General features: G+C 65.6%; 21 protein-coding genes, 2 tRNA genes and 1 riboswitch. Of the genes, 17 read left to right on the top strand and 6 right to left on the bottom strand.

The window, feature by feature from the left end; translation table 11 throughout:
• Positions 1-13 precede the first annotated feature (13 nt).
• Both cls and BMG00_RS02435 read right to left on the bottom strand, forming a co-directional pair.
• The gene (cls, locus tag BMG00_RS02440; RefSeq protein ID WP_078573280.1) at positions 14-1,456 is read right to left on the bottom strand and encodes a cardiolipin synthase; all 1,443 of its coding nucleotides are present in this window, start codon (positions 1,454-1,456) and stop codon (positions 14-16) included.
• Positions 1,453-2,478, bottom strand: coding sequence for an RluA family pseudouridine synthase (locus BMG00_RS02435; RefSeq protein WP_078528240.1), 1,026 nt, complete (start codon positions 2,476-2,478; stop codon positions 1,453-1,455). The genes cls and BMG00_RS02435 overlap by 4 nt, the downstream gene beginning before the upstream one ends.
• Between BMG00_RS02435 and BMG00_RS02430 the strand changes: the two genes are divergently transcribed.
• The 16 genes from BMG00_RS02430 to BMG00_RS02355 all read left to right on the top strand — a co-directional run bounded on the left by BMG00_RS02430 (position 2,477) and on the right by BMG00_RS02355 (position 15,751).
• Entirely contained in the window at positions 2,477-2,800 is a 324-nt protein-coding gene (locus BMG00_RS02430; RefSeq protein ID WP_078528237.1) for a DUF6476 family protein, read from the top strand. The genes BMG00_RS02435 and BMG00_RS02430 overlap by 2 nt on opposite strands.
• Entirely contained in the window at positions 2,790-3,287 is a 498-nt protein-coding gene (gene ybeY, locus BMG00_RS02425) for an rRNA maturation RNase YbeY (protein WP_078528234.1), read from the top strand. Before BMG00_RS02430 ends, ybeY begins: the two co-directional genes overlap by 11 nt.
• A 36-nt stretch (positions 3,288-3,323) precedes the next feature.
• A complete protein-coding gene (locus BMG00_RS02420) occupies positions 3,324-4,214 on the top strand; it encodes a hemolysin family protein (protein WP_078528231.1) in 891 nt (296 codons plus the stop codon).
• Between the two features lie 18 nt (positions 4,215-4,232).
• A complete protein-coding gene (lnt, locus tag BMG00_RS02415; RefSeq protein WP_078573279.1) occupies positions 4,233-5,798 on the top strand; it encodes an apolipoprotein N-acyltransferase in 1,566 nt (521 codons plus the stop codon).
• Between the two features lie 9 nt (positions 5,799-5,807).
• A riboswitch (SAM-SAH riboswitch) is annotated at positions 5,808-5,857 on the top strand.
• Positions 5,858-5,864: 7 nt separating this feature from the next.
• Complete coding sequence (gene metK / locus BMG00_RS02410) at positions 5,865-7,034, top strand: methionine adenosyltransferase (protein WP_078528224.1); 1,170 nt, start codon at positions 5,865-5,867, stop codon at positions 7,032-7,034.
• The gene (gene queF / locus BMG00_RS02405) at positions 7,031-7,492 is read left to right on the top strand and encodes a preQ(1) synthase (protein ID WP_078528221.1); all 462 of its coding nucleotides are present in this window, start codon (positions 7,031-7,033) and stop codon (positions 7,490-7,492) included. The genes metK and queF overlap by 4 nt, the downstream gene beginning before the upstream one ends.
• 148 nt (positions 7,493-7,640) lie before the next feature.
• Entirely contained in the window at positions 7,641-8,087 is a 447-nt protein-coding gene (locus tag BMG00_RS02400; RefSeq protein WP_078528218.1) for a DMT family transporter, read from the top strand.
• A 33-nt stretch (positions 8,088-8,120) separates the two neighbouring features.
• The gene (trmB, locus tag BMG00_RS02395; RefSeq protein ID WP_078573278.1) at positions 8,121-8,876 is read left to right on the top strand and encodes a tRNA (guanine(46)-N(7))-methyltransferase TrmB; all 756 of its coding nucleotides are present in this window, start codon (positions 8,121-8,123) and stop codon (positions 8,874-8,876) included.
• A gap of 59 nt (positions 8,877-8,935) precedes the next feature.
• Positions 8,936-10,282, top strand: coding sequence for a 3-phosphoshikimate 1-carboxyvinyltransferase (gene aroA, locus BMG00_RS02390; RefSeq protein WP_078573277.1), 1,347 nt, complete (start codon positions 8,936-8,938; stop codon positions 10,280-10,282).
• Between the two features lie 127 nt (positions 10,283-10,409).
• Positions 10,410-11,006, top strand: a complete 597-nt coding sequence (locus tag BMG00_RS02385; RefSeq protein ID WP_078573276.1) for a (d)CMP kinase — start codon at positions 10,410-10,412, stop codon at positions 11,004-11,006.
• Positions 11,007-11,042: 36 nt separating this feature from the next.
• Positions 11,043-11,609: a hypothetical protein gene (locus BMG00_RS02380; protein WP_078573275.1), complete on the top strand. Its 567-nt coding sequence runs from the start codon at positions 11,043-11,045 to the stop codon at positions 11,607-11,609.
• Between the two features lie 94 nt (positions 11,610-11,703).
• A complete protein-coding gene (locus tag BMG00_RS02375; protein WP_078528201.1) occupies positions 11,704-12,255 on the top strand; it encodes a glutathione peroxidase in 552 nt (183 codons plus the stop codon).
• Between the two features lie 215 nt (positions 12,256-12,470).
• Positions 12,471-14,150: a 30S ribosomal protein S1 gene (gene rpsA, locus BMG00_RS02370; RefSeq protein WP_078573274.1), complete on the top strand. Its 1,680-nt coding sequence runs from the start codon at positions 12,471-12,473 to the stop codon at positions 14,148-14,150.
• A gap of 277 nt (positions 14,151-14,427) precedes the next feature.
• On the top strand, positions 14,428-14,715 hold the full coding sequence (gene ihfB / locus BMG00_RS02365; protein ID WP_038072940.1) for an integration host factor subunit beta: 288 nt from the start codon (positions 14,428-14,430) through the stop codon (positions 14,713-14,715).
• Positions 14,716-14,721: 6 nt separating this feature from the next.
• Complete coding sequence (locus BMG00_RS02360) at positions 14,722-15,078, top strand: LapA family protein (RefSeq protein ID WP_245794935.1); 357 nt, start codon at positions 14,722-14,724, stop codon at positions 15,076-15,078.
• A 1-nt stretch (position 15,079) separates the two neighbouring features.
• The gene (locus BMG00_RS02355) at positions 15,080-15,751 is read left to right on the top strand and encodes a phosphoribosylanthranilate isomerase (protein WP_078573273.1); all 672 of its coding nucleotides are present in this window, start codon (positions 15,080-15,082) and stop codon (positions 15,749-15,751) included.
• Positions 15,752-15,923: 172 nt separating this feature from the next.
• Here the strand turns inward: BMG00_RS02355 and BMG00_RS02350 are convergent, their stop codons facing one another.
• Entirely contained in the window at positions 15,924-17,024 is a 1,101-nt protein-coding gene (locus tag BMG00_RS02350) for an AI-2E family transporter (protein WP_211274111.1), read from the bottom strand.
• A 188-nt stretch (positions 17,025-17,212) separates the two neighbouring features.
• Between BMG00_RS02350 and BMG00_RS02345 the strand changes: the two genes are divergently transcribed.
• Positions 17,213-17,302, top strand: a tRNA-Ser gene (locus BMG00_RS02345).
• A gap of 210 nt (positions 17,303-17,512) precedes the next feature.
• Here BMG00_RS02345 and BMG00_RS02340 read toward each other — a convergent pair.
• The 3 genes from BMG00_RS02340 to BMG00_RS02330 form a co-directional block, all read right to left on the bottom strand.
• Positions 17,513-17,602: transfer RNA gene (locus BMG00_RS02340), tRNA-Ser, on the bottom strand.
• A gap of 189 nt (positions 17,603-17,791) precedes the next feature.
• Positions 17,792-19,882 (bottom strand): ATP-binding cassette domain-containing protein, encoded by a 2,091-nt coding sequence (locus BMG00_RS17450; RefSeq protein WP_146642542.1) that lies wholly within the window; start codon positions 19,880-19,882, stop codon positions 17,792-17,794.
• Between the two features lie 3 nt (positions 19,883-19,885).
• Positions 19,886-21,073 carry a sugar ABC transporter substrate-binding protein gene (locus BMG00_RS02330; protein ID WP_078573271.1) on the bottom strand — a complete coding sequence of 396 codons (1,188 nt, stop codon included), beginning with the start codon at positions 21,071-21,073 and terminating at the stop codon, positions 19,886-19,888.
• Positions 21,074-21,124: the final 51 nt, after the last annotated feature.

Here is a 21,124-nt window from a genome sequence, read left to right as displayed (position 1 = left end):
CACGGCGCGGGGGCTAGAGGACGGGGGCGAGGATCGACATCAGGTTGTTGGTGATCTTCCAACGCAACGGCCAGGCCTTGATCTGTTCGGGCGAGAGGCGGCGTGCACCGGCGATCCACTGCGCCTGACGCGCGGCCAGGCGCTCGCCCAGATCGGCATCCTCGACGAGCAGGCAATTCTCGTAATTGAGCTCGAAGCTGCGCCGGTCGAGATTGGCCGAGCCGATGATCGCGACGCGCCGATCGGCCAGAAGCGTCTTGGCGTGAAGAAGCCCCGGGGCATGTTCGTGGATCTCGACTCCTGCCTCGATCAGGGCGGGAAAGAAGCTGCGCGCGGCGTGGGCGACAAAGCGCGAGTCGTTGCGCCGGGGCACGATCACCCGCACGCTGACCCCGCGCCGGACCGCGGCGCGCAGGGCAGAGGCGATCTCTTCGCCCGGAACGAAATAGGGGGTGGAGAGGGTAAGGCTTTCCTGCGCGGCCCCGATCACCGAGAGAAATACGTCGGGCACGCCGCGTATGTCGAGCATCGGCCCCGTGGCGAAGGCGACGGCGGTGCTGTTGCCGGGGCGCGGGGCGGCGGCCTCCGAGGGCACGAGGGCCGCGATATCCTCGCGGGTATGGGTGATCCAATCGGTCGCGAAGATATGCTGATGCTGGCCGGCCAGCGGCCCTTCGAGGCGCAAGAGCACATCTACCCAGGGCGCAAAGCGCGCCTTGATGCGGAATTCCGGGTCGGCCACGTTGCGCGAGCCGGTATAGGCCACGCGCCCGTCGATCACCGCGAGCTTGCGGTGATTGCGCAGGTCGATGCGCATCGTGGCGAGCTTGAAAAGCGGCCAGTGGAAGGAAAAGGCGATGCCCGTCTTGACGCCGGCCTGTTTCATCGCGCGCCAATGCGGGGATTTGATGAAGCCGCGCGCGCCGAGCCCGTCGACCAATAGGCGCACGCTCACGCCCCGTTCGGCCGCGCGCGTCATCGCCTCCGCCAGCGCGATCCCGGTGCCATCTACGAGCCAGATATAGGTGGTCAGGTGGACGGTCTCGCGCGCGGTCTCGATATCGGAGAGGAGGGTCGCGATCTGGTCCTCGGGCTCGGACAGGAAGCGGATCGCGTCGCCGGAGCTGGGCGCGAAGCCATTGACGGCGGCGGCGCGCGCGAATGCGGGGCGATAGCCGGGAGTGACGGAGGTAAGCGCGGGTGCGCTCGAGGGCTTGGGCGCGGGGAGGGCGGCGACGGTGGCGCGCTGGCGCTTGGCGATGCGCTGGTTGAGGCGGGTCTCGCCGATCAGCAGGTAGAGGAGCACGCCGACAAAGGGCACCGAGAGGATCAGGATCGTCCAGCTGGCGCGCACGGCGGGCGGCTTGTCAGGGCGTGTGAGTACCCGCAGGACAGCCAGGATCTGGCTGCCGAAATGGACCAGCAGCGTGACGAATTCCCACCACCAGACTGTCACGGCGCCCCGCGCAACTGTGACAGCAGCGCTTCCATGTCGTCGGGGAGGGGGGCGGTGAAGGACAGCTCCTCGCCCGTCACCGGATGGATGAAGCCGAGCGTCGCCGCATGGAGCGCCTGACGCGGGAAATCGCGCACCGCTTGCGCGACCTGCGCCCCCACCGCTTTTTCCGAGATCTTGCGCTTGCCGCCATAGGTCGGATCGCCGATCAGCCCGTGGCCCGCATAGGCCATGTGCACGCGGATCTGGTGCGTGCGCCCGGTCTCGAGCCAGCAATCGATGAGCGCGGCGGTGCCCTTGAACTCTTCGACCACGCGGGCGCGGGTCACGGCATGGCGCCCGCCATGGGCGACGACGGCCTGTTTCTGCCGGTCGGTCTTGTGGCGTGCGAGCTGGGTGACGATCTTCAGCACGCCCCCGGTCTCGAAGCTCACCCCATTGAGCCCGCGCAGGCGCGGGTCGGCCTGATCGGGCACGCCATGGCAGATCGCGAGGTAGTGGCGATGCACCGAGTGTTCCTCGAACTGCGCGGCAAGCCCGTGATGGGCGCGGTCGGATTTCGCCACGACCAGAAGACCCGAGGTCTCCTTGTCGATCCGGTGCACGATGCCTGGGCGCGCCTCGCCGCCGATGCCGGAGAGATTGCCGCCGAAATGGTGCAACAGCGCATTGACCAGCGTGCCCTCGGGCGAGCCCGGCGCGGGATGGGTGACCATGCCCGCGGGCTTGTTCACGACGATCAGGTCGTCATCCTCCCAGAGCACTTCGAGGGGGATGTCCTGCGCCACGGTCTCGACCGGTTTCGGCGGCTCCAGCGCGATCTGGTAGATCTCGCCCTCGGCCACTTTCGCTTTCTGGTCGGTCACCGGTGCGCCATCATGCATCACCGAGCCTTCCGCGATCAGCTTGGCCAGACGCGAGCGCGAGAGGGACGCTTCCTCTGGCACAGCCGCCGCCAAGGCCTTATCAAGGCGGGGACCCATGCCGGGTCCGATCTCGACGCTGAGGATATCCTTGTCCATGTCCGACCTGCCTGAAGACGAGTTGCCTGCCACGCTGCCACCCGATTTGCGCTTTCTCAAGCTTCTGGTGACGGTTCTGGCCGGCGTGATGATTGCGGGGCTTGTAGCGATTGTGGCGCTGCTTGTCATCCGCCTGAAAACGCCGAGCCCGCTTCCCGAGCTTCCCGCGGCGATCACATTGCCCGACGGCGCGCGGGCCGAGGCTGTGACATTCGCGCGCAGTTATGTCGTCGTGGTGACAGATCAGGGCGCGGTTCTGGTCTTTGACAAGGCGGGCAAGCAACTGGCCGATGTGCCGATCGGAGCCGCGAATGGAAATTGAGATCGAGATCGAGGATCCGCGCTGGGAAGCGGTGGGGCTTGCAGCGCTGGCCGAGCGCGCGGCGCGGCTGGTGTTGGAGGATCGCGGGATCGACCCGGCGCTGTGCCGGATCTCGGTTCTGGCCTGCGACGATGCGCGCATTGCCGAGCTCAATGCCGAGTATCGTGAAAAACCCAAACCCACCAATGTCCTGAGCTGGCCCGCCGAGGAGCGCGGGGCGCAGGAAGAGGGTGCCGATCCGGAGCCGCCCGCGCCCGATGTCTTCGGCGAGATCGAACTAGGCGACCTCGCGATCGCCTTCGAGACCTGCGCGCGCGAGGCCGAGCAACAGGGCAAGGCGCTGGCCGATCATGTGCTGCATCTGCTGATCCATGCCACGCTGCACCTGTTGGGATATGACCATATTCGCGACAAAGATGCCGAAGCGATGGAACAAATCGAAATCCGCCTGCTTGAAAGCGTAGGAATTCGTAACCCATATATGTAAGGATGGGCGTCCAGACGTCGCTTTTGGAAAGGAACAATGGGACAGGTTGCTGACGGAGTGTCCTCCGCCAATGCCGAGAGTTCGGACAACGCCGAACCCGGACAGTCTTCGGAACCCGCTTCGCGCGGGTTGCTCAGCCGCTTCTTCGGAGGGCGCAGCGCGCCGGATGAGGAAGAATGCATCGAATTGCCCCCCGCACCGGCTCCGGTGCCACTCGGGCTTGGGAACCTGCGCCGGATGCGCGTGGGGGATGTGGCCATCCCAAAGGTCGAGATCGAGGCCGTGCCCGTCACGATCTCGCGCGACGAGCTGGTGGAGAAATTCCGCGAGCACGGATATTCGCGCCTGCCGGTCTTCAAGGAAACGCTCGACACGCCGCTGGGCCTTGTTCACCTGAAGGATCTCGCGCTCGAATACGGGTTCGGCTCGGGCAACGGGCGGTTCTCGCTGCGCAAGCTGATCCGTCCGCTCCTTTACGTGCCGCCCTCGATGCCGATCGGGGTTTTGTTGCAGAAGATGCAGGTCCAGCGCATCCACATGGCGCTGGTGATCGACGAATATGGTGGCGTCGACGGTTTGCTCACGCTTGAAGACCTGATCGAGCAGGTGATCGGCGAGATCGAGGACGAGCATGACGAGGCCGATGACGCCTATTGGCGCGAGGAAAAGCCCGGTCAGTGGATCGTGCAAGCCCGCGCGCCGTTGCGCGAGTTCGAGGGCGAGATCGGGATGCGGCTGGCGGATGAGGAAGCCGAGGACGAGATCGACTCGATGGGCGGGCTTGTCTTCATGCAGCTCGGACGGGTACCCGCGCGCGGCGAGGTCGTGGTGGCGGAGAATGGCGTCGAATACGAGGTCGTCGATGCCGATCCGCGCCGGATCAAACGTCTGCGCGTGCGTCTGCCGGGTGTGGCGCCGGCCGAATGAGCGGGCTATGACGCCCCCATGATCGAGGTGATCCGAGAGGGATTTCGCGCTCCGTTGCGCCCGCGCTGGCAGGTCTTGCTGCTGGCGGCGGGGCTTGGCGCGCTTTTTGCCGCCGGTCAGGCCCCGCTGGGGCTGTGGTGGCTCGCGTTGCCCGGGCTTGCCGGGTCGATCTGGATCGCGACCTCGGAACGCTGGCGCGCCTCGATGATCTGGATCGGGTTTGCCGCAGGCTTCGGTTATGCGCTGGCCGCGATGTTCTGGATCGTCGAGCCCTTCATGGTCGAGGCCGATATCTACGGCTGGATGGCGCCCTTCGCTCTGGTGCTGATGGCGGCGGGGATGGGGGTGTTCTGGGCGGTGGGCTTCGGGCTTGGCGCCTATGCGGGGCAGGGGCCGCGCAGCCGCGCGCTTGGGATCGCCCTTGGCATGGCAGCCTCGGATGCGCTGCGTTCTTACGTCTTTACCGGATTTCCCTGGGTTCTGGTCGGCCATATCTGGATCGGCACGCCCGTCGCGCAGGCCGCGGCTTTCATCGGTCCGCTGGGGCTGAGCCTGATCACGATGCTGATCGCGGCCGCGCCCGCTTTGACGCGGGGGATGCGGATGGGGCCGGCGCTCGGGGTGGTGGGCTCGGCGCTTGTTGGGCTCGTGGCGCTCTGGCTGGGTGGGGCTGCGCGGCTCAACGCGCCGGTCGAACCGCGCGCCGAGCCGATCACGCTGCGCCTCGTGCAGCCTAACGCGCCGCAGGATCTCAAGTGGTTGCCGCAATACCGGATGGAGTTCTTCCAGAGGCTTCTCGATCTGACCAAGGCGCCGACGGCGCCCGGCGCACCCAAGCCCGACCTGATCGTCTGGCCCGAGACCGCCGTGCCGTTCCTGCTTGAGCGTCCGCAAGGCGGGCTTGAGATGTCGGCCGAGGCGGCGGGCGGCGTGCCGCTCGCGATGGGCATCCAGCGCGCGCAGGGCAGCCGTTATTTCAACTCGCTCGCGCTGATCGGGCCTCAGGCGCAGGTCGAGGCGCTGTACGACAAGTCCCATCTGGTGCCGTTTGGCGAATACATGCCCTTTGGCGATGCGCTGGCGCAGTTCGGGATCACCGCCTTTGCCGCGCAGGTGGGCAATGGCTATTCGGCGGGGCCGGGGGAGAAGCTCCTCAATCTCGGCAAGCTCGGCCATGTCGCGCCGCTCATCTGCTACGAGGCGATCTTCCCGCAGGACCTGCGCGGCTTCACGCAGCGCCCCGACTGGATCTTGCAGGTCACCAATGACGCCTGGTTCGGCACGCTGTCCGGGCCCTATCAGCATCTCGCGCAGGCCCGTTTGCGCGCGATCGAGCAGGGGCTGCCGCTGGCGCGCGACGCCAATACCGGGGTGAGCGCGATGATCGACGCGAAGGGACGGATCGTGGCGAGCCTCGGGATGGGCGTGACGGGCAAGCTGGATGTCGCGCTGCCGCCGAGCCTGCCGCCGACGCTCTATTCCAGGCTTGGCGATGCGCCGGTGGTCGGACTAATCGTCGCGTTTTTGGCACTCCTTGCAATCTTTACGCGTATTGGCGTTGACCGCCGCGGCCCGCGCTCCTAGCTATGGGCCGAACCGCCCCAACGGCTTCCTGACGGGGTGGGGATATTCACAACGGAGCACCCTTCAATGGCACGCGCGAATTACGTTTTCACCTCCGAATCCGTTTCGGAGGGGCATCCCGACAAGGTCTGTGACCGGATCTCGGATGCCGTCCTCGATGCTTTTCTGGCCGAAGAGCCCAATGCGCGTGTCGCATGCGAGACTTTCGCCACCACCAATCAGGTCGTCGTCGGCGGCGAGGTGGGACTGTCGGACAAGACCAAGCTCGCCGAATATCTCGAAGGCATCGACAAGATCGTGCGCGATTGCGTCAAGGATATCGGCTATGAGCAGGACGAGTTCCACTGGGCGACGCTGAAGGTCGCGAATTTCCTGCACCCGCAATCGGCTCATATCAGCCAGGGCGTGGACAAGGACGGGGCCGGCGATCAGGGGATCATGTTCGGCTATGCGACCGACGAGACGCCCGAGCTGATGCCCGCGCCGATCCACTATGCCCATGCGATCCTGCGCCGTCTGGCCGAGGCGCGCAAATCGGGCGCCGAGCCCGAACTGCGCCCGGACGCGAAATCGCAGCTCTCGGTGCGCTACGAGAACGGACGCCCGGTGGGTGTGACGCAGATCGTTCTGTCCACGCAGCACGCCCATGAGCGCCAGACCTCGGACGATATCCGTGCCATCGTCGAGCCCTATATCCGCGAGACCCTTCCCGAGGGCTGGATCACGCCGGAAACTGAATGGTGGGTGAACCCGACCGGGACCTTTGTCATCGGCGGGCCCGATGGCGATGCGGGCCTGACGGGGCGCAAGATCATCGTGGACACTTACGGCGGCGCGGCCCCGCATGGTGGCGGCGCATTCTCGGGCAAGGACCCGACCAAGGTGGACCGCTCGGCGGCCTATGCCGCGCGTTATCTGGCGAAGAACGTGGTCGCCGCGGGTCTGGCGAAGAAATGCGTGATCCAGGTGTCCTACGCGATCGGCGTGGCGAAACCGCTCTCGATCTATGCCGACACGTTCGGCACCGGCGAAGTGCCCGACGAGATCATCGAGAAGGCCGTGGGCGAGGTGATGGACCTCACGCCCAAGGGCATCCGCGACACGCTCGATCTGTGCAAGCCGATCTATGCGCGCACCGCGGCCTATGGCCATTTCGGCCGCGCGCCCGAGGCCGATGGCGGGTTCTCCTGGGAGAAGACCGACCTGACCGAAGCGCTGAAGAAGGCCGTGTCGTGAGCACCGATACCTCCGGTCTGACCCAGCTGGGGCAGGCGACCGATCTGCCGCAATCGCCTGAAGAGGCGGTGCTGGAGCGCGTGCCGCAGCCGCGCGCGGGCGAGCGCTACCTCGTGCGCTTCACCGCGCCCGAGTTCACTTCGCTCTGCCCGCTGACCGGCCAGCCCGATTTCGCGCATATCATGATCGACTATGTGCCGCGCGACTGGCTGGTGGAGAGCAAATCGTTGAAACTGTTCCTCGGGTCGTTCCGCAATCACGGGGCGTTTCACGAGGATTGCTCGGTGATGATCGGGCAGCGTCTGCGCGATTTGCTCGATCCGGAATGGCTGCGCATCGGCGCCTATTGGTATCCGCGCGGCGGCATCCCGATCGATGTGTTCTGGCAGACCGGCCCGCAGCCCGAAGATCTGTGGATCCCCGATCAGGGCGTGCCGCCCTATCGCGGACGGGGCTGAGAGGCGGAAAGGTCGAGGGGGCGCTGCCCCCGCTCGCGCTGCGAGCCCCCCGAGATATTTCGATCAAGAAGAAGGGGTTCCGAGGCAAGAGGGCTTGAGGCGGCGGGACTTCCGCGCCACTCTCCGCCGCAAACCGGAGGAGAGACCCATGCCCGACGCCCTGCGCTACGCCGCGATCATGCTTGCCGCCGGGATCGGCATCCCGCTTCTGGCGGCTCTCAATGCGCAGCTCGGCGCGCGGATCGGCTCGCCCGCGGTGGCGGCGGTGGTGCTGTTTTGCGTGGCGCTCGGGGGCGCAGTCGCGGCGATGATGGTCACGACCGGGCCGTCTGCCATCGCACGTTTGCCGGGACAGCCGTGGTATCTGTTCCTCGCCGGGCTTCTGGTGGCTTTCTATGTCATCTCGATCACCTTCGTCGCGCCGAAATTCGGGGTCGGCAATGCGGTGTTCTTCGTGTTGCTGGGGCAGATGATCTCGGCTGCCATGATCGACCAGTTCGGGCTCTTCGGTGCGATGATCCGCCCGATCACCCTGATGCGCGGGGCGGGCATCGGTTGCATGTGCCTCGGGCTCTTCCTCATCCAGAAGGCTTGAGTTTTCCGACGTGCGCAGCTAGAGGCGCGGCCCATGGACGATTTTGACGATACCGCCCCGAACGGCTCCCCCTGGCGCAACTTCTATGGACGTCGCCACGGCAAGACGCTGAACAAGGCGCAGAAGGATTATCTGCGCGAGGATCTGCCGCGGCTGTCGCCCGGGCCGGTCGGCTGGGATGTGAACCCCGACCGGGTGCCGCTGGATATGGCGGCGCGGTTCAAGGGCAAACCGGTCTGGCTCGAGGTCGGCTTCGGCGGGGGCGAGCATCTGGCGCATATGGCCAAGACCTATCCGGGCGTCGAGATCATTGGCTGCGAGCCCTTCATCAACGGGGTCGCGATGCTGCTGGGCAAGCTGCGCCGTGAGAAGATTGCGAATGTCGCGGTGCATCCGGGCGATGCGCGCGACCTGATGGACGTGCTGCCCGAAGGCTCGATCTCGAAGGCGTTTCTTCTTTATCCCGATCCCTGGCCGAAATCGAAGCACCACCGCCGGCGCTTCGTCACGCAAGAACATCTCGAACCGCTGCATCGCGCGCTCAAGCCCGGCGCGGAGTTTCGCGTGGCGACCGACATTCCCGATTACGTGCGCCAGACCGTCGAGGAGGTGCCCAAAGCAGGCTTCGAGCCGCTCTTCGAGGTGCCCGCCGCGTTCGATTTCGACGATCCGCAGAATGTCTCGGGCGATTGGGACACCCCTTGGGCCGACTGGCTCTCGACCCGCTACGAGCAAAAGGCGCTGCGCGAGGGCCGCAAGCCGCATTACCTGACCTATCGGCGGATCTGAGCCCTTCCGCCGCCCGCGAGATCGCGCTAACAGGGGCGCGACGAAATTTGGGAGGCGACATGTCCGGCCACGGCACCCCGATCAAGATGACCTCGCGCAAATGCGGGCCCCTCAAGGGCACGGCCGAGGTTCCCGGCGACAAGTCGATCAGCCACCGCGCGCTGATCCTCGGCGCGCTCTCGGTGGGCGAGACGAAGATCACCGGTCTGCTCGAGGGCGAGGACGTGCTCGATACGGCCAAGGCCATGCGTGCCTTCGGGGCCGAGGTCACGCAGCACGGGCCGGGTGAATGGTCGGTCCATGGCGTGGGCGTGGGCGGGTTCGCCGAGCCGGAAAACATCATCGATTGCGGTAATTCGGGCACCGGCGTGCGGCTGATCATGGGGGCGATGGCGACCTCGCCGATCACCGCGACCTTCACCGGGGACGGGTCCTTGCGCAAACGCCCGATGGGCCGGGTGACCGATCCCGTCGCGCTTTTTGGGGCACAGGCCTATGGGCGCCACGGTGGGCGGCTGCCGATGACCATCGTTGGGGCGAAGACGCCCGTGCCGGTACGCTATACGACGCCGATGGCCTCGGCGCAGGTGAAATCGGCGGTGCTGCTGGCGGGGCTGAACGCGCCGGGCCAGACGGTCGTGATCGAGACAACCGCGACCCGCGATCATACCGAGCGGATGTTGCGCGGGTTCGGGGCCGAGATCACCACCGAGATCACCGATGAGGGCCATGTCATCACCCTGCAAGGCCAACCGGAACTGGTTGCGCAAGAGGTCGCCGTGCCGCGCGATCCCAGCTCGGCCGCTTTCCCGGTCTGTGCGGCGCTGATCGTGCCCGGCTCGGAAATCGTGGTGCCGGGTGTCAGCCAGAACCCGACCCGCAACGGGCTCTTCATCACGCTCAAGGAAATGGGCGCCGACATCGCCTTCGAAAACGAGCGCGAAGAGGGCGGTGAGCCGGTCGCGGATCTGCGCGTGCGGTACTCGAAGCTGCACGGGATCGACGTGCCGGCCGAGCGCGCCTCGGCCCAGATCGACGAATATCCCGTTCTCTCGGTCGTCGCGGCCTTCGCAGACGGCGTCACCCGGATGCCGGGCGTGCATGAGCTGCGCGTCAAGGAAAGCGACCGGATCGACGCGATGGCGCGCGGGCTGGAGGCCAATGGCGTAAAGATCGAGGAAGACGAGGACACGCTGATCGTGCATGGCTGCGGCCCCGAGGGCGTGCCCGGCGGCGGCACGGCGGCGACGCATCTCGACCACCGCATCGCGATGAGCTTCATGGTGCTCGGCATGGCCGCGCAACAGCCCGTCTCGGTCGATGACGGTTCGCCCATTGCCACCTCTTTCCCGGTCTTCGAGGATCTGATGGCCGGTCTCGGCGCCGAGATTGTTCGGGGGAGCTGAGAGGGAGGAAGCCTTCGGCGGGGATATTTGAAACTGTTGGGGTAGGGGCATAGACCTGCCTTTCCAACTGCCTGAAAATATCCCCCGCGGAGCGTCCGGCGCCTGCCACGAGAGGAAAGGACCAGTCATGCGTTTCACGGTCGCCATCGACGGTCCCGCAGCTGCGGGCAAGGGGACGATCAGCCGGGCTGTGGCGGAACGGTTCGGCTTTGCCCATCTCGACACCGGCGCGCTTTATCGTGCGGTAGGGGTGAAGGCGCAGGCCGGGGGGCTTGATCCGGTCGCGGCGGCGAAAGGGCTTTGCCCGGAGGATCTGGCGCGCGACGATCTGCGCACGTTGGAGGCAGGGCAGGCGGCCTCGATCGTCGCGGTGATCCCGGACGTGCGCGCCGCACTGGTCGATTTCCAGCGCGAGTTTGCCCGGCGCGAGGGGGGCGCGGTGCTCGACGGTCGCGATATCGGCACGGTGATCTGCCCGGGGGCGGAGGTGAAGCTGTTCGTCACCGCATCGCCCGAAGTGCGCGCGCATCGCCGCTGGCTGGAGGTTGGCGGCGAGGAGGCGCAGGTTCTGGCGCAGGTACGCGAGCGTGACGACCGCGATATGAACCGCGCCGATGCACCGTTGAGACCGGCCGAGGATGCGCTTGTGCTCGACACCTCCGATCTGAGCATCGAGGAGGCGGTTGCACGCGCTTGCGAGGCGGTCTCGCAAAAGCTCGGCTGACTGGTCAGGGCACGCGCGGCTTCCTATATTCGGACGATGATCCGTCTTGTCCTGATTTTTCTGCTTCTGGCTGCACCTTTGCGCGCCGAGACCCGGCCCCAGGGGCTGCTCTGGTCGGCAAGCGAGCTGCCGCGCACCATGCCCTTGCAGATCAAGACCGCGCCGGGGCGCGACTTTTACCTTGTTCTGCGCGACGTTGCGACCGGGACGGATGTGATCGGCGCCTATGCGCGCGGGGGCGAGTTCTTCCGTCTGCTGGTGCCGCCGGGACAGTTCGAGCTGCAATTCGCGATCGGTGAGCCCAAGGACTGGCAGGGGCCGGGCGAGCTGTTCGGGGAGACTACGCAGCGGCTGCGGCTCGATCCGCCGCTTGCTTTCGGGGTGACGGGCTATGCGCGCAAGGGCGGACATCTTCTGGACCTGCGCAATCTTGACCAGATCGCGGAGCGCTCGCTGGGAATCTGTCAGCGCCTCGCGCTCGATCCCGAAAGCGTGAGCGTGGAGCCCGATGCGCCGATGCCCGGTGTAAGTCCGCGTGATCCCTATGAGATTCCCGAGGCAAAGGTCCCGAAATATCGCAAGGTGAGCCGGATCTGCGATTGAGTAATTGCAGTATTTTGGATATATGTTCACAAGGGAGTGAACAAAATCGCCGGTTCTGCGTTATAGGTGCAGGACGCATTCGAGGATGATTTCCATGACCTTCCGTATTCTCGCAACAATTTTGACTGTCGCGATGTTCGCCCTGCCGCTGCGCGCCGAGACGCCCGCGCCGGGAGATCTGCATTTCGATCTTGTCGAAGGTGAGCGGGTGAGCCTCGCGGATTACCGGGGCAAGGTGGTGCTGGTGGTCAACACGGCGTCGAAATGCGGCTTTGCCCCGCAATTCACCGAGCTTCAGACGCTGGCCGAACGCTACGGGCCGCAGGGGCTGGTGGTCCTCACCGTGCCCTCGAACGATTTCAAGCAGGAACTGTCGAGCGCCGAGGAGGCGAAACGCTACTGCGCGCTGACCTTCGGCGCGGAGCTGCCGATGGCGCAGCTCACCTCGGTCAAGGGGCAGGGGGCGCATCCCTTCTACAGCTGGCTGCGTGAGGCGAAGGGGTTCGAGCCGAGCTGGAACTTCAACAAGGTGTTGCTCGGGCGTGACGGGAAGGTGATCGCGACCTACCCGGCGACCGCCAAGCCGTTGTCGGACTGGATGATTGGCGATCTCGAAAAGGCGCTGGCGGGCCCGGTCGAGGGCTGAGCCCGCGCGCGCGGCCCCTGAAGGCCGGTGCGAAAGCCCCTCGCTCGGGGCAATAAACGCTTGCTGTATTGGAAAATCGCGCCTATATCGGCGCGGTCCGAGAGGGTCGGGTCTGCCCGGCGCTCGCATTTTTGCATTTCGGGCTTTTCAACGAAAGACCGGCGGAGCCAACCGCATGGCCAGAAAACCAACGCTGTAAAGGAAACTGTAAACGCATGTCGCAAACTGCAAGCATGGAAGAATTCGAAGCTCTTCTCAATGAGAGCCTCGAGATCGACACCCCCCATGAGGGTTCGGTTGTCAAAGGCAAGGTCATCGCCATCGAGGCGGGCCAGGCCATCATCGATGTCGGCTACAAGATGGAAGGCCGCGTCGAACTCAAAGAATTCGCCAACCCGGGCGAGGCCCCCTCGATCGCAGTGGGCGACGAGGTGGAAGTCTATCTCGACCGCGTTGAAAACGCCCGTGGCGAGGCCGTGATCTCGCGCGAGAAGGCTCGTCGCGAAGAGGCCTGGGATCGCCTCGAAGCCGCTTACGCCAAGGAAGAGCGCGTCGAAGGCGCCATCTTCGGCCGCGTCAAGGGTGGCTTCACCGTCGATCTCGGCGGCGCTGTCGCGTTCCTTCCGGGCTCGCAGGTCGACGTGCGCCCCGTGCGCGACGCTGGCCCGCTCATGGGTCTCAAGCAGCCCTTCCAGATCCTCAAGATGGACCGTCGTCGTGGCAACATCGTTGTCTCGCGCCGCGCGATCCTCGAAGAGAGCCGCGCCGAACAGCGCGCCGAAGTCATCGCCAACCTCTCCGAAGGTCAGGTTGTCGAGGGCGTCGTCAAGAACATCACCGAATACGGTGCGTTCGTTGACCTCGGCGGTGTCGACGGTCTGCTGCACGTCACCGACATGGCGTGGCGCCGCGTGAACCACCCGTCCGAGATCCTCTCGATCGGCGAGACCGTGAAGGTCCAGGTCGTGAAGATCAACAAGGACACCCACCGCATCTCGCTGGGCATGAAGCAGCTCCAGTCGGATCCGTGGGATTCGGTGGAATCGAAGTTCCCGCTGGGTTCGGTCCACACCGGCCGCGTGACCAACATCACCGACTACGGCGCGTTCGTCGAGCTGGAGCCGGGTGTCGAAGGTCTCGTCCACGTCTCGGAAATGTCCTGGACCAAGAAGAACGTGCACCCCGGCAAGATCGTCTCGACCTCGCAGGAAGTGGACGTCATGGTCCTCGAGATCGATCCGGCCAAGCGCCGCGTGTCGCTGGGTCTCAAGCAGACCATGCGCAACCCGTGGGAAGTCTTCGCGGAAACCCACCCGGTCGGCACCGTCATCGAAGGCGAAGTCAAGAACATCACCGAATTCGGTCTGTTCATCGGCCTCGACAACGACATCGACGGCATGGTGCACCTGTCGGATCTCAGCTGGGATCAGCGCGGTGAGGATGCCATCCAGTCGTACCGCAAGGGCGATATGGTCAAGGCGGCCGTCACCGAGGTCGATACCGACAAGGAGCGTATCTCGCTCTCGATCAAGGCGCTCGACGCCGACACCTTCTCGGATGCCGTTGACGGCGTGAAGCGTGGCTCGGTCATCACCGTGACCGTCACCGCGATCGAGGATGGCGGGATCGAAGTGGAATACAACGGCATGAAGTCGTTCATCCGCCGCTCGGATCTGGCCCGTGATCGTGCCGACCAGCGCCCCGAGCGCTTCCAGGTCGGTGACCACGTCGATGTCCGCGTGACCAATGTCGACAGCAAGACCCGCAAGCTCGGCGTGTCGATCAAGGCGCGCGAGATCGCCGAAGAGAAGGAAGCCGTGGAACAGTACGGCTCGTCCGACTCGGGTGCCTCGCTCGGCGACATCCTGGGCGCTGCGCTCAAGGGCGACAACTAAGAGATCGGGCCGCAAGGCTCATGCGAAGGCCTCGCCAGACCGGCGGGGCCTTTTGCTTTGCCCGATTCGCATCGCGCGCGCCCGGATCGGTGCCGGGCCGCATTTTCTGCAAATGCGAAGGCGCAAAATTTAGCCGAGAGGGCGCTAGGGGCACGTTTTCACATGGAATTTCCGGGTCTTTCCTGTTCCGCCATCGCGGGAATGCTCCTATAGTCGTAGAAAGATACGCGTGAAAATCCGGGAAGAACCCGGAAAATGGCCCGTGGGGGGAAGACAGATGATCCGCTCTGAGTTGATCGCCAAGATTTCCGAGGAAAACCCGCATCTGTTTCAGCGGGACGTCGAGAAGATCGTGAATACGATCTTCGACGAGATCACCGAGGCGCTCGCCAGCGGTGACCGCGTCGAGCTGCGTGGCTTCGGAGCCTTCTCGGTGAAGAAGCGCGACGCGCGCACGGGCCGCAACCCGCGCACCGGCGATGCGGTCGAGGTTGAGGAAAAACACGTCCCCTTCTTCAAGACCGGCAAGCTGTTGCGTGACCGGCTGAACGGGAATGAGGAATAAGAGCAAATGATACGCGCCCTGCGGCTGCTGTTTCTTGGGCTTCTGGCCCTGATCCTGATCGGGTTGGCGCTGGCCAATCGCGATATCGTCACCTTGCGTGTCCTGCCGGCCGAGGCGGGGCAGTTTCTCGGGATGAGCTGGGCGGTGCAGGTGCCGCTCTTCCTCGTGATCCTTGGTGGCGTGATCCTCGGGCTGCTGATCGGCTTCGTCTGGGAATGGCTGCGCGAGGCCAAGCTGCGCCGCACGGCGGTGCGCGCGACCCGCAAGGCCTCGATGCTCGAGGCCGAGGTCAAGACCCTGCGCCACGAGACCAAGGGCCCGGAGGACGATGTCCTCGCCCTGATCGAGCACCCCGCGCGCTGAGATGACCACCGTCGCCATCGACAGGGGCGTGCCGGGGCCGGTGCGCGTGAAGATCTGCGGGCTGCGCACCGCCACGGATGTCGCCGCCGCGGTCGAGGCCGGGGCGCGTTATCTCGGCTTCGTCTTCTTTCCGAAATCGCCGCGCCATCTCGAGATCGCCGCCGCGCGCGATCTCGCGATCGAGGTTCCTCCCGGCGTCGCCAAGGTGGCGCTCACGGTCAATGCGAGCGATGCGGAACTCGCCGCGATCTGTGACGCGGTGCCGCTCGACATGCTGCAGCTCCATGGCTCCGAGAGCCCCGAGCGCGTGGCCGAGATCCGTCGCCGCTTCGGGCTGCCGGTGATGAAGGCGGTGGGGGTCGCCGAGGCCGCCGATCTGCCGAAGATCGCAGAGTACGAGGCCGTTGCCGATCAGATCCTGCTCGATGCGAAAGCGCCCAAGGGCGCGGTGCTTCCGGGCGGCAACGGGCTTGCCTTCGACTGGCGGCTGATCGCGGGCCGGAGCTGGGAGAAACCCTGGATGCTCGCGGGCGGGCTCACGCCCGCGAATGTGGGCGAGGCGATCCGCCTGACCGGGGCCCGGCAGGTCGATGTCTCTTCGGGCGTCGAAAGCGCGCCGGGCGTGAAGGATCCCGACCGGATCCGCGCTTTCCTCGCGGCCACGAAGGGCTGAGAGCGGGGCGCAGGGGTGCTGCCCCTCGGGCCTTCGGCCCTCACCCCGAGATATTTTTGTCAAGAAGAAGATCGCAAAGAAGAGGCGGCGCGGGCCGCCCCTTCCAGCTGTCTGAAATATTCCGGGGTAATCGCCGCGGGCGAGGCGGGCGGCGCCCCCTTCGCATCGGGCGTCAGTGCTCGGTGTCTGGCAGGCCTTCGCGCGACAGAAGTATCGCGAGCGGACGTAGTCTCGGGCTCTGGGCGCAGATGATCATCAGCGCCACCATGATCGGCACCGCGAGAAACATCCCCGGCAGCCCCCAGACCGCGCCCCAGAAGGCTAGCGAGATGATGATGCCGAAGCTCGAGAGCCGCAGCGCATGGCCCATCAGCATCGGGTCGATGACATTGCCGATGATGAATTGCAGCAACCCGATCGCCACCAGCACCGAGCCCGCCGAATAGGGGTTCTGGGTGAGCACATAGACCGCGAGCGCGGCGATGATCGTGGCGATGATCGAGCCGATCGAGGGGATGAAGTTGAGCGCGAAGGTGATGATCGCGACGGGGACGGCGAGGTCGAACCCGCCATAGGTGAAGACGCCGTAGACGGCGACGGCGGTCACGGCGCTCACGATGGCTTTCACAAGCAGGTAATGGTTCACCCGGCGCATGATCGAGCCCACCATGCGCGAGATCTTCTCGGCGCGGTCGGGATCGCCCATCAGGCTGAGCAGTTTCGCGTCGAACCAGATTCGCTCGGCGAAGAGAAAGCCCACGAAGAGGATGATCAGGATCGCCGCCGAGAGCAGGTTCGATGCCTGTCCCGCCAGCGTCGTGAGATAGCCCGCGACCTGGATCTTCTGCATCGAGGCGAGCACGGATTGTTCGACCTCGGGGCCCATCCAGCCGAAGAGCTGCGCGATCGCCTTCTGCGCGGGGCCGGCATAGTTGAGGATCATCGTGACCACGGTGTTGACCTGGCTGATCAGCACCGCGGTCAGCGTCAGCAGCCCCCCTGCGATCAGCGCCAGCGCCACCAGCGAGGCCACCCGTGGCGGGATCCGCAGCGGGCCGATCCGCAGCCGCCCGACCGCGTTGATCGCCTCGGAGGTCAGCGAGAAGAGGATGATCGCGATGGCGAGCGAAATCAGGATGAATTTCGCCTGAACCATCAGGAACAGCACAAGCGCGAAGGCGATGATTCCCAGCAGCACATTGGTCAGCTGGCGCGGCGCGTGGCGACGCGTGTCGATCAGGGCGGGCATGCCCTCATCGGGTTGGTCCTTCATTTGCATCTCGTCCCGAGCCATTCCCCAGCGCCGGGCTTGCGTGCCGGCGTTTTCAGGTCCCATGCTAGGGGGGCGCTGCCGGGGGCGCAAGCGGTGGCGGGGCGCGAAACAGGGGGTTATGTGCTTCGTGACCATTTATCGGGATCGGCTCTTGCATCCTGCCCGGATTTACGGCTAAACCCGCCGGCGGAGAGGTGGCCGAGTGGTCGAAGGCGCACGCCTGGAAAGTGTGTAGGCGGGGAACCGTCTCGAGGGTTCGAATCCCTTCCTCTCCGCCATAATACCCTGAAATTCGAATTCATTTGCTTTGACGCGCCGGTCTGCCTGGCGGGCGATCTGCTTGCGCGTGAGCGGCACGTCGATCTTGGCAAAACGGAATGAAGATCGGAGAGGCGGGCTGCGGTGCCGCTCAGGCCCATTGCCGAGGCGCGCCCGGACGGCCAAGCCATCCCGTGCGCTTTCTCGGTGTCGATCCAAAAATCTGGTGATGGCGGAGACGAAGGGATTCGAACCCTCGAGACGGTTTCCCGCCTACTCCCTTAGCAGGGGAGCGCCTTCGACCACTCGGCCACGTCTCCGTCGACCCGTATAGGGATGGTGCAGGGGGGAGACAAGCGGTTTTTCGGGGGATTTTCCGGCGCTTTGCGATTTCGCTCACAACGGGGGCGTGCGGTGTTCGTGGCGGTTCGGGGAGGGCGCGGCGGGCATGGAAAAACGCGCGCGAGGGGGCTCGCGCGCGTTCGGGGATTGCTCGGTGAGGAAGGGCTTCAGCGGCTGGTCTCGCCCCGCCGGCGCACGACCACATCCACCGTGATCGAGGCCAGAAGCACCGCCGCCGTCGCCATCAGCTGCACCGCCGCGGGCAGGCCCAGAAGCGCCATGCCGTTGACGATGGCCGCGATGACCACGCCGCCGAGGATCGCATGCAGCGGGTGACCGCGCCCACCGAAGAGCGACGTGCCTCCGATCACCGCCGTGGCGACGACGTAGAGCACGATCGTGCCGCCGTCGAAGCTCGTCGAGATCGAGCGCAGCCGCGAGGCGTAGAGGATCCCCCCAAGCCCCGCCGTCGTGGCCGCCAGCGTGAAGGCTGCCGTCCGGATCAGGCGCAGGTTGATGCCCGCGCGGCGTGCGGCTTCGGCATTGCCGCCGATGGCGAGCACGTAGCGGCCGAACTTCAGCTTGCCGAGCAGGAAGGACCAGGCCAGCAGCACCGCGAAGACGATCGGGATGACCCAGGGCATGCCCGAGAGCGGGAAACGCGCCACGCCGCGATTCATGTTCGAGATCACCACCAGAACCACGCCCGCCAGCACCGCTGCGCCGATCTTCATCAGCGTCAGACCCATCGGCGGGGCCACGAGCCCATGCGCGCGGCGCTTGGCATCCTTGCGGAAGGTCAGCGCTGCGTAGATCGCGACCACGATCCCGGTCATCGCCCAACCCATCGGAACGCTCAGCGTGCCATTGGCAAAGTTGTTGATCGTCTCATTGGCGATCGGGATCGTGCCGCCTGCGCCAAGAAGCTGGATCATCAGCCCGTTGAAGCCCAGAAGCCCCGCCAGCGTCACCACGAAAGAGGGCAGTTTCAGCCGGGTGATCAGTGTGCCCTGGAAGATGCCCAGCACCGCCGTCACGCCAAGCCCCGCCGCGACCGCCGCCCACCAGGGCCAGTCGGTGCCCGGCGCCACCAGCAGCGTCGCCACCGTCGCGCCGATCCCGGCCACGAAGCCAAGCGAAAGGTCGATCTCGCCCAGAAGCAGCACGAAGACCTGCCCCATCCCGATCATCATGAAGACCGAACCCTGCACCAGCAGGTTCACGATATTGCCCGGCGAGAGGAATTTCGGGTTCTGCAGCTGGAAGATCAGCGAGATCAGCACGAAGCCGAGCACGACCGGCAGCACGCCGCTCTCGCCCGCCTTGATCTTCGACCATGTGCGCGACATGTAGGCGGCGAAACTCTCGTCATTGCCGTTCGCGACCACCGCCGCCGGGCCGCTCTCGCCGGAGGCCTCGCGTTGGGCGGCGACCTCCTTGGCGTTCTCGGCCGCGATGGAGGCGGCGGCGCGCATCGCACCGGGCTCGACCACGTGATCGGATTTGCCGGTGGTCATCAGCTCGACCACGCGCTGGGTGTCGTATTCCTCGATCGGACCCTGGCTGACCATCTCGCCCAGACGCAGTACCGCAATTCGGTCCGAGACCGCGAAGACATCGTTGAGGTTGTGCGAGATCATCACCACCGCGAGGCCCTGATCGGCCAGACGTCGCACGAGTTGCAGAACCTGTCCGGTCTGCGCCACGCCCAAGGCGGCGGTGGGTTCGTCGAGGATCACCAGCTTGGAATTCCACATCACGGCCTTGGCGACCGCGATCGACTGGCGCTGACCGCCCGAAAGCGCCGAGACCGGCGCGCGGATCGAGCGCAAAGTGGTCACGCGCAGCCCTTGCAGGGTCTCGGCGGCGGCACGCTCCATCGCGTCCTCGTCGAGCATCCCGTTGGTCAGGATCTCGCGCCCGAGGAACATGTTCTGCACCACGTCGAGATTGTCGCACAGCGCCAGGTCCTGATAGACGACCTCGATGCCCAGCTCGGCACTGTCGCGCGGCGAGCGGATGCGCACCACCTCGCCATCCCATTCGATCTCGCCGCCATCGGCTTCGTGGATGCCGGCGATGGTTTTCGTCAGCACGGATTTGCCCGCGCCATTGTCACCGACCAGTGCGGTCACCTCGCCGGGGCGGACTTCGAAGTCCACCCCGCTCAGCGCCTGCACTGCGCCGAAACGCTTTTCCAGGCCCCGGATGCGCAGGATCGCATCGCGGGACCCGGTCCCGTTACCCGTGTCGCGCATGTCTTACGACTGCCCGATACCGGCGGCTTTGCACGCGCCCGCCGCATCGCCGGTGCAGAGCTTCGCGCTGTCGACGAACCCGTCCTTCACCACGGTCGCGGCCATGTTCTTCGGCGTGACCCAGATCGGCACCATCAGGATCGAGGGCACCTCGGCCTTCTGCGCGCTGTCCATCGTCTGGCCGTTCACGAGAGCGTCCGGGGGTGTGTCGCCCGCGCGCAGATACAGCGCGAGCGCAGCCGCAGCCTGAGCCTCGAGGTAGATCGGCTTGTAGACCGTGCCGCATTGATAGCCGGTGAGGATGTTTTGCAGCCCCGTCAGCGTCGCGTCCTGACCGGTGGTCGGGAAGGCCTTGGCGGGTACATGCAGGGTCTTGAGATAGGAGATGACGGCGTTTGCGTTGTCGTCGTTGGGCGTCACGACCGCGTTGATATTCTCATGCGCGGTGAATTGCTGCTCGAAGGTGGTGCGCGCCACCGACGGATCCCAGGTGCCTGCGGGCTCGCCCGCGTTCTTGTAGGTGCCGTCTTTGAACATTGGCGAGAGCACATCCATGTAGCCCTGCTTGAAGAGCGTGGCGTTGTTGTCGTCGGGCGAACCCGCCATGACCAGGATGTCGGGGCTGTCGATCTGCCAGTCGGCGATGCACTCTTCCATGCCCTTGCCGATCAGCTTGCCGACCGCGACATTGTCGAAGCTGACATAATAGTCGCGCGAGCCGCCCACGGTCAGGCGGTCATAGTCGATGACCTTCACGCCATGCTCGGCGGCGTATTTCTCGACCGCAGCACCGCCGCCCGAGGAGATCGGGTCGAGCAGGAGCACGGTCGCGCCCTGCGAAATGTCGGTCTGGGCCTGGGTGAGCTGGTCGGCCTCCGAGCCTTGCGCGTTGGTGATGATCAGGTCATCCGCCGCAAGCCCCGCTGCCGCGAAGGCTTTTTTCAGATAGGGCGCGTCGAAAGAGGTGTAGCGCGCCGAGCTCGCGGTGTCGGGCAGCAGCACGCCGACCTTGCCTTTGCCCTTGGCCGCCACGTCCTTGAGCTGCGCCATCGCGGCGAAATCCGCGCCGAAATCGGATGCTTTCACGGAGCCGGCCTGCGCGGCCCCCGCGATCAGCCCGAGCGCGAGAAGGCTCTTGCCCGCAAGGCCCACGGTCTTTGCGAGGCGCGCGCGACGATTGGTCTGTGTCATGGTTTCCTCCTGGGGTCGGGCGTCTCCTCCATTTGCGGCGGGATCTCCCGG

The organism is Thioclava marina (genome assembly GCF_002020135.1).
Classification (GTDB): domain Bacteria; phylum Pseudomonadota; class Alphaproteobacteria; order Rhodobacterales; family Rhodobacteraceae; genus Thioclava; species Thioclava marina.
The sequence above is the reverse complement of the archived record's forward strand: the minus strand, read 5'-3'. Positions and strand labels throughout refer to the sequence as shown.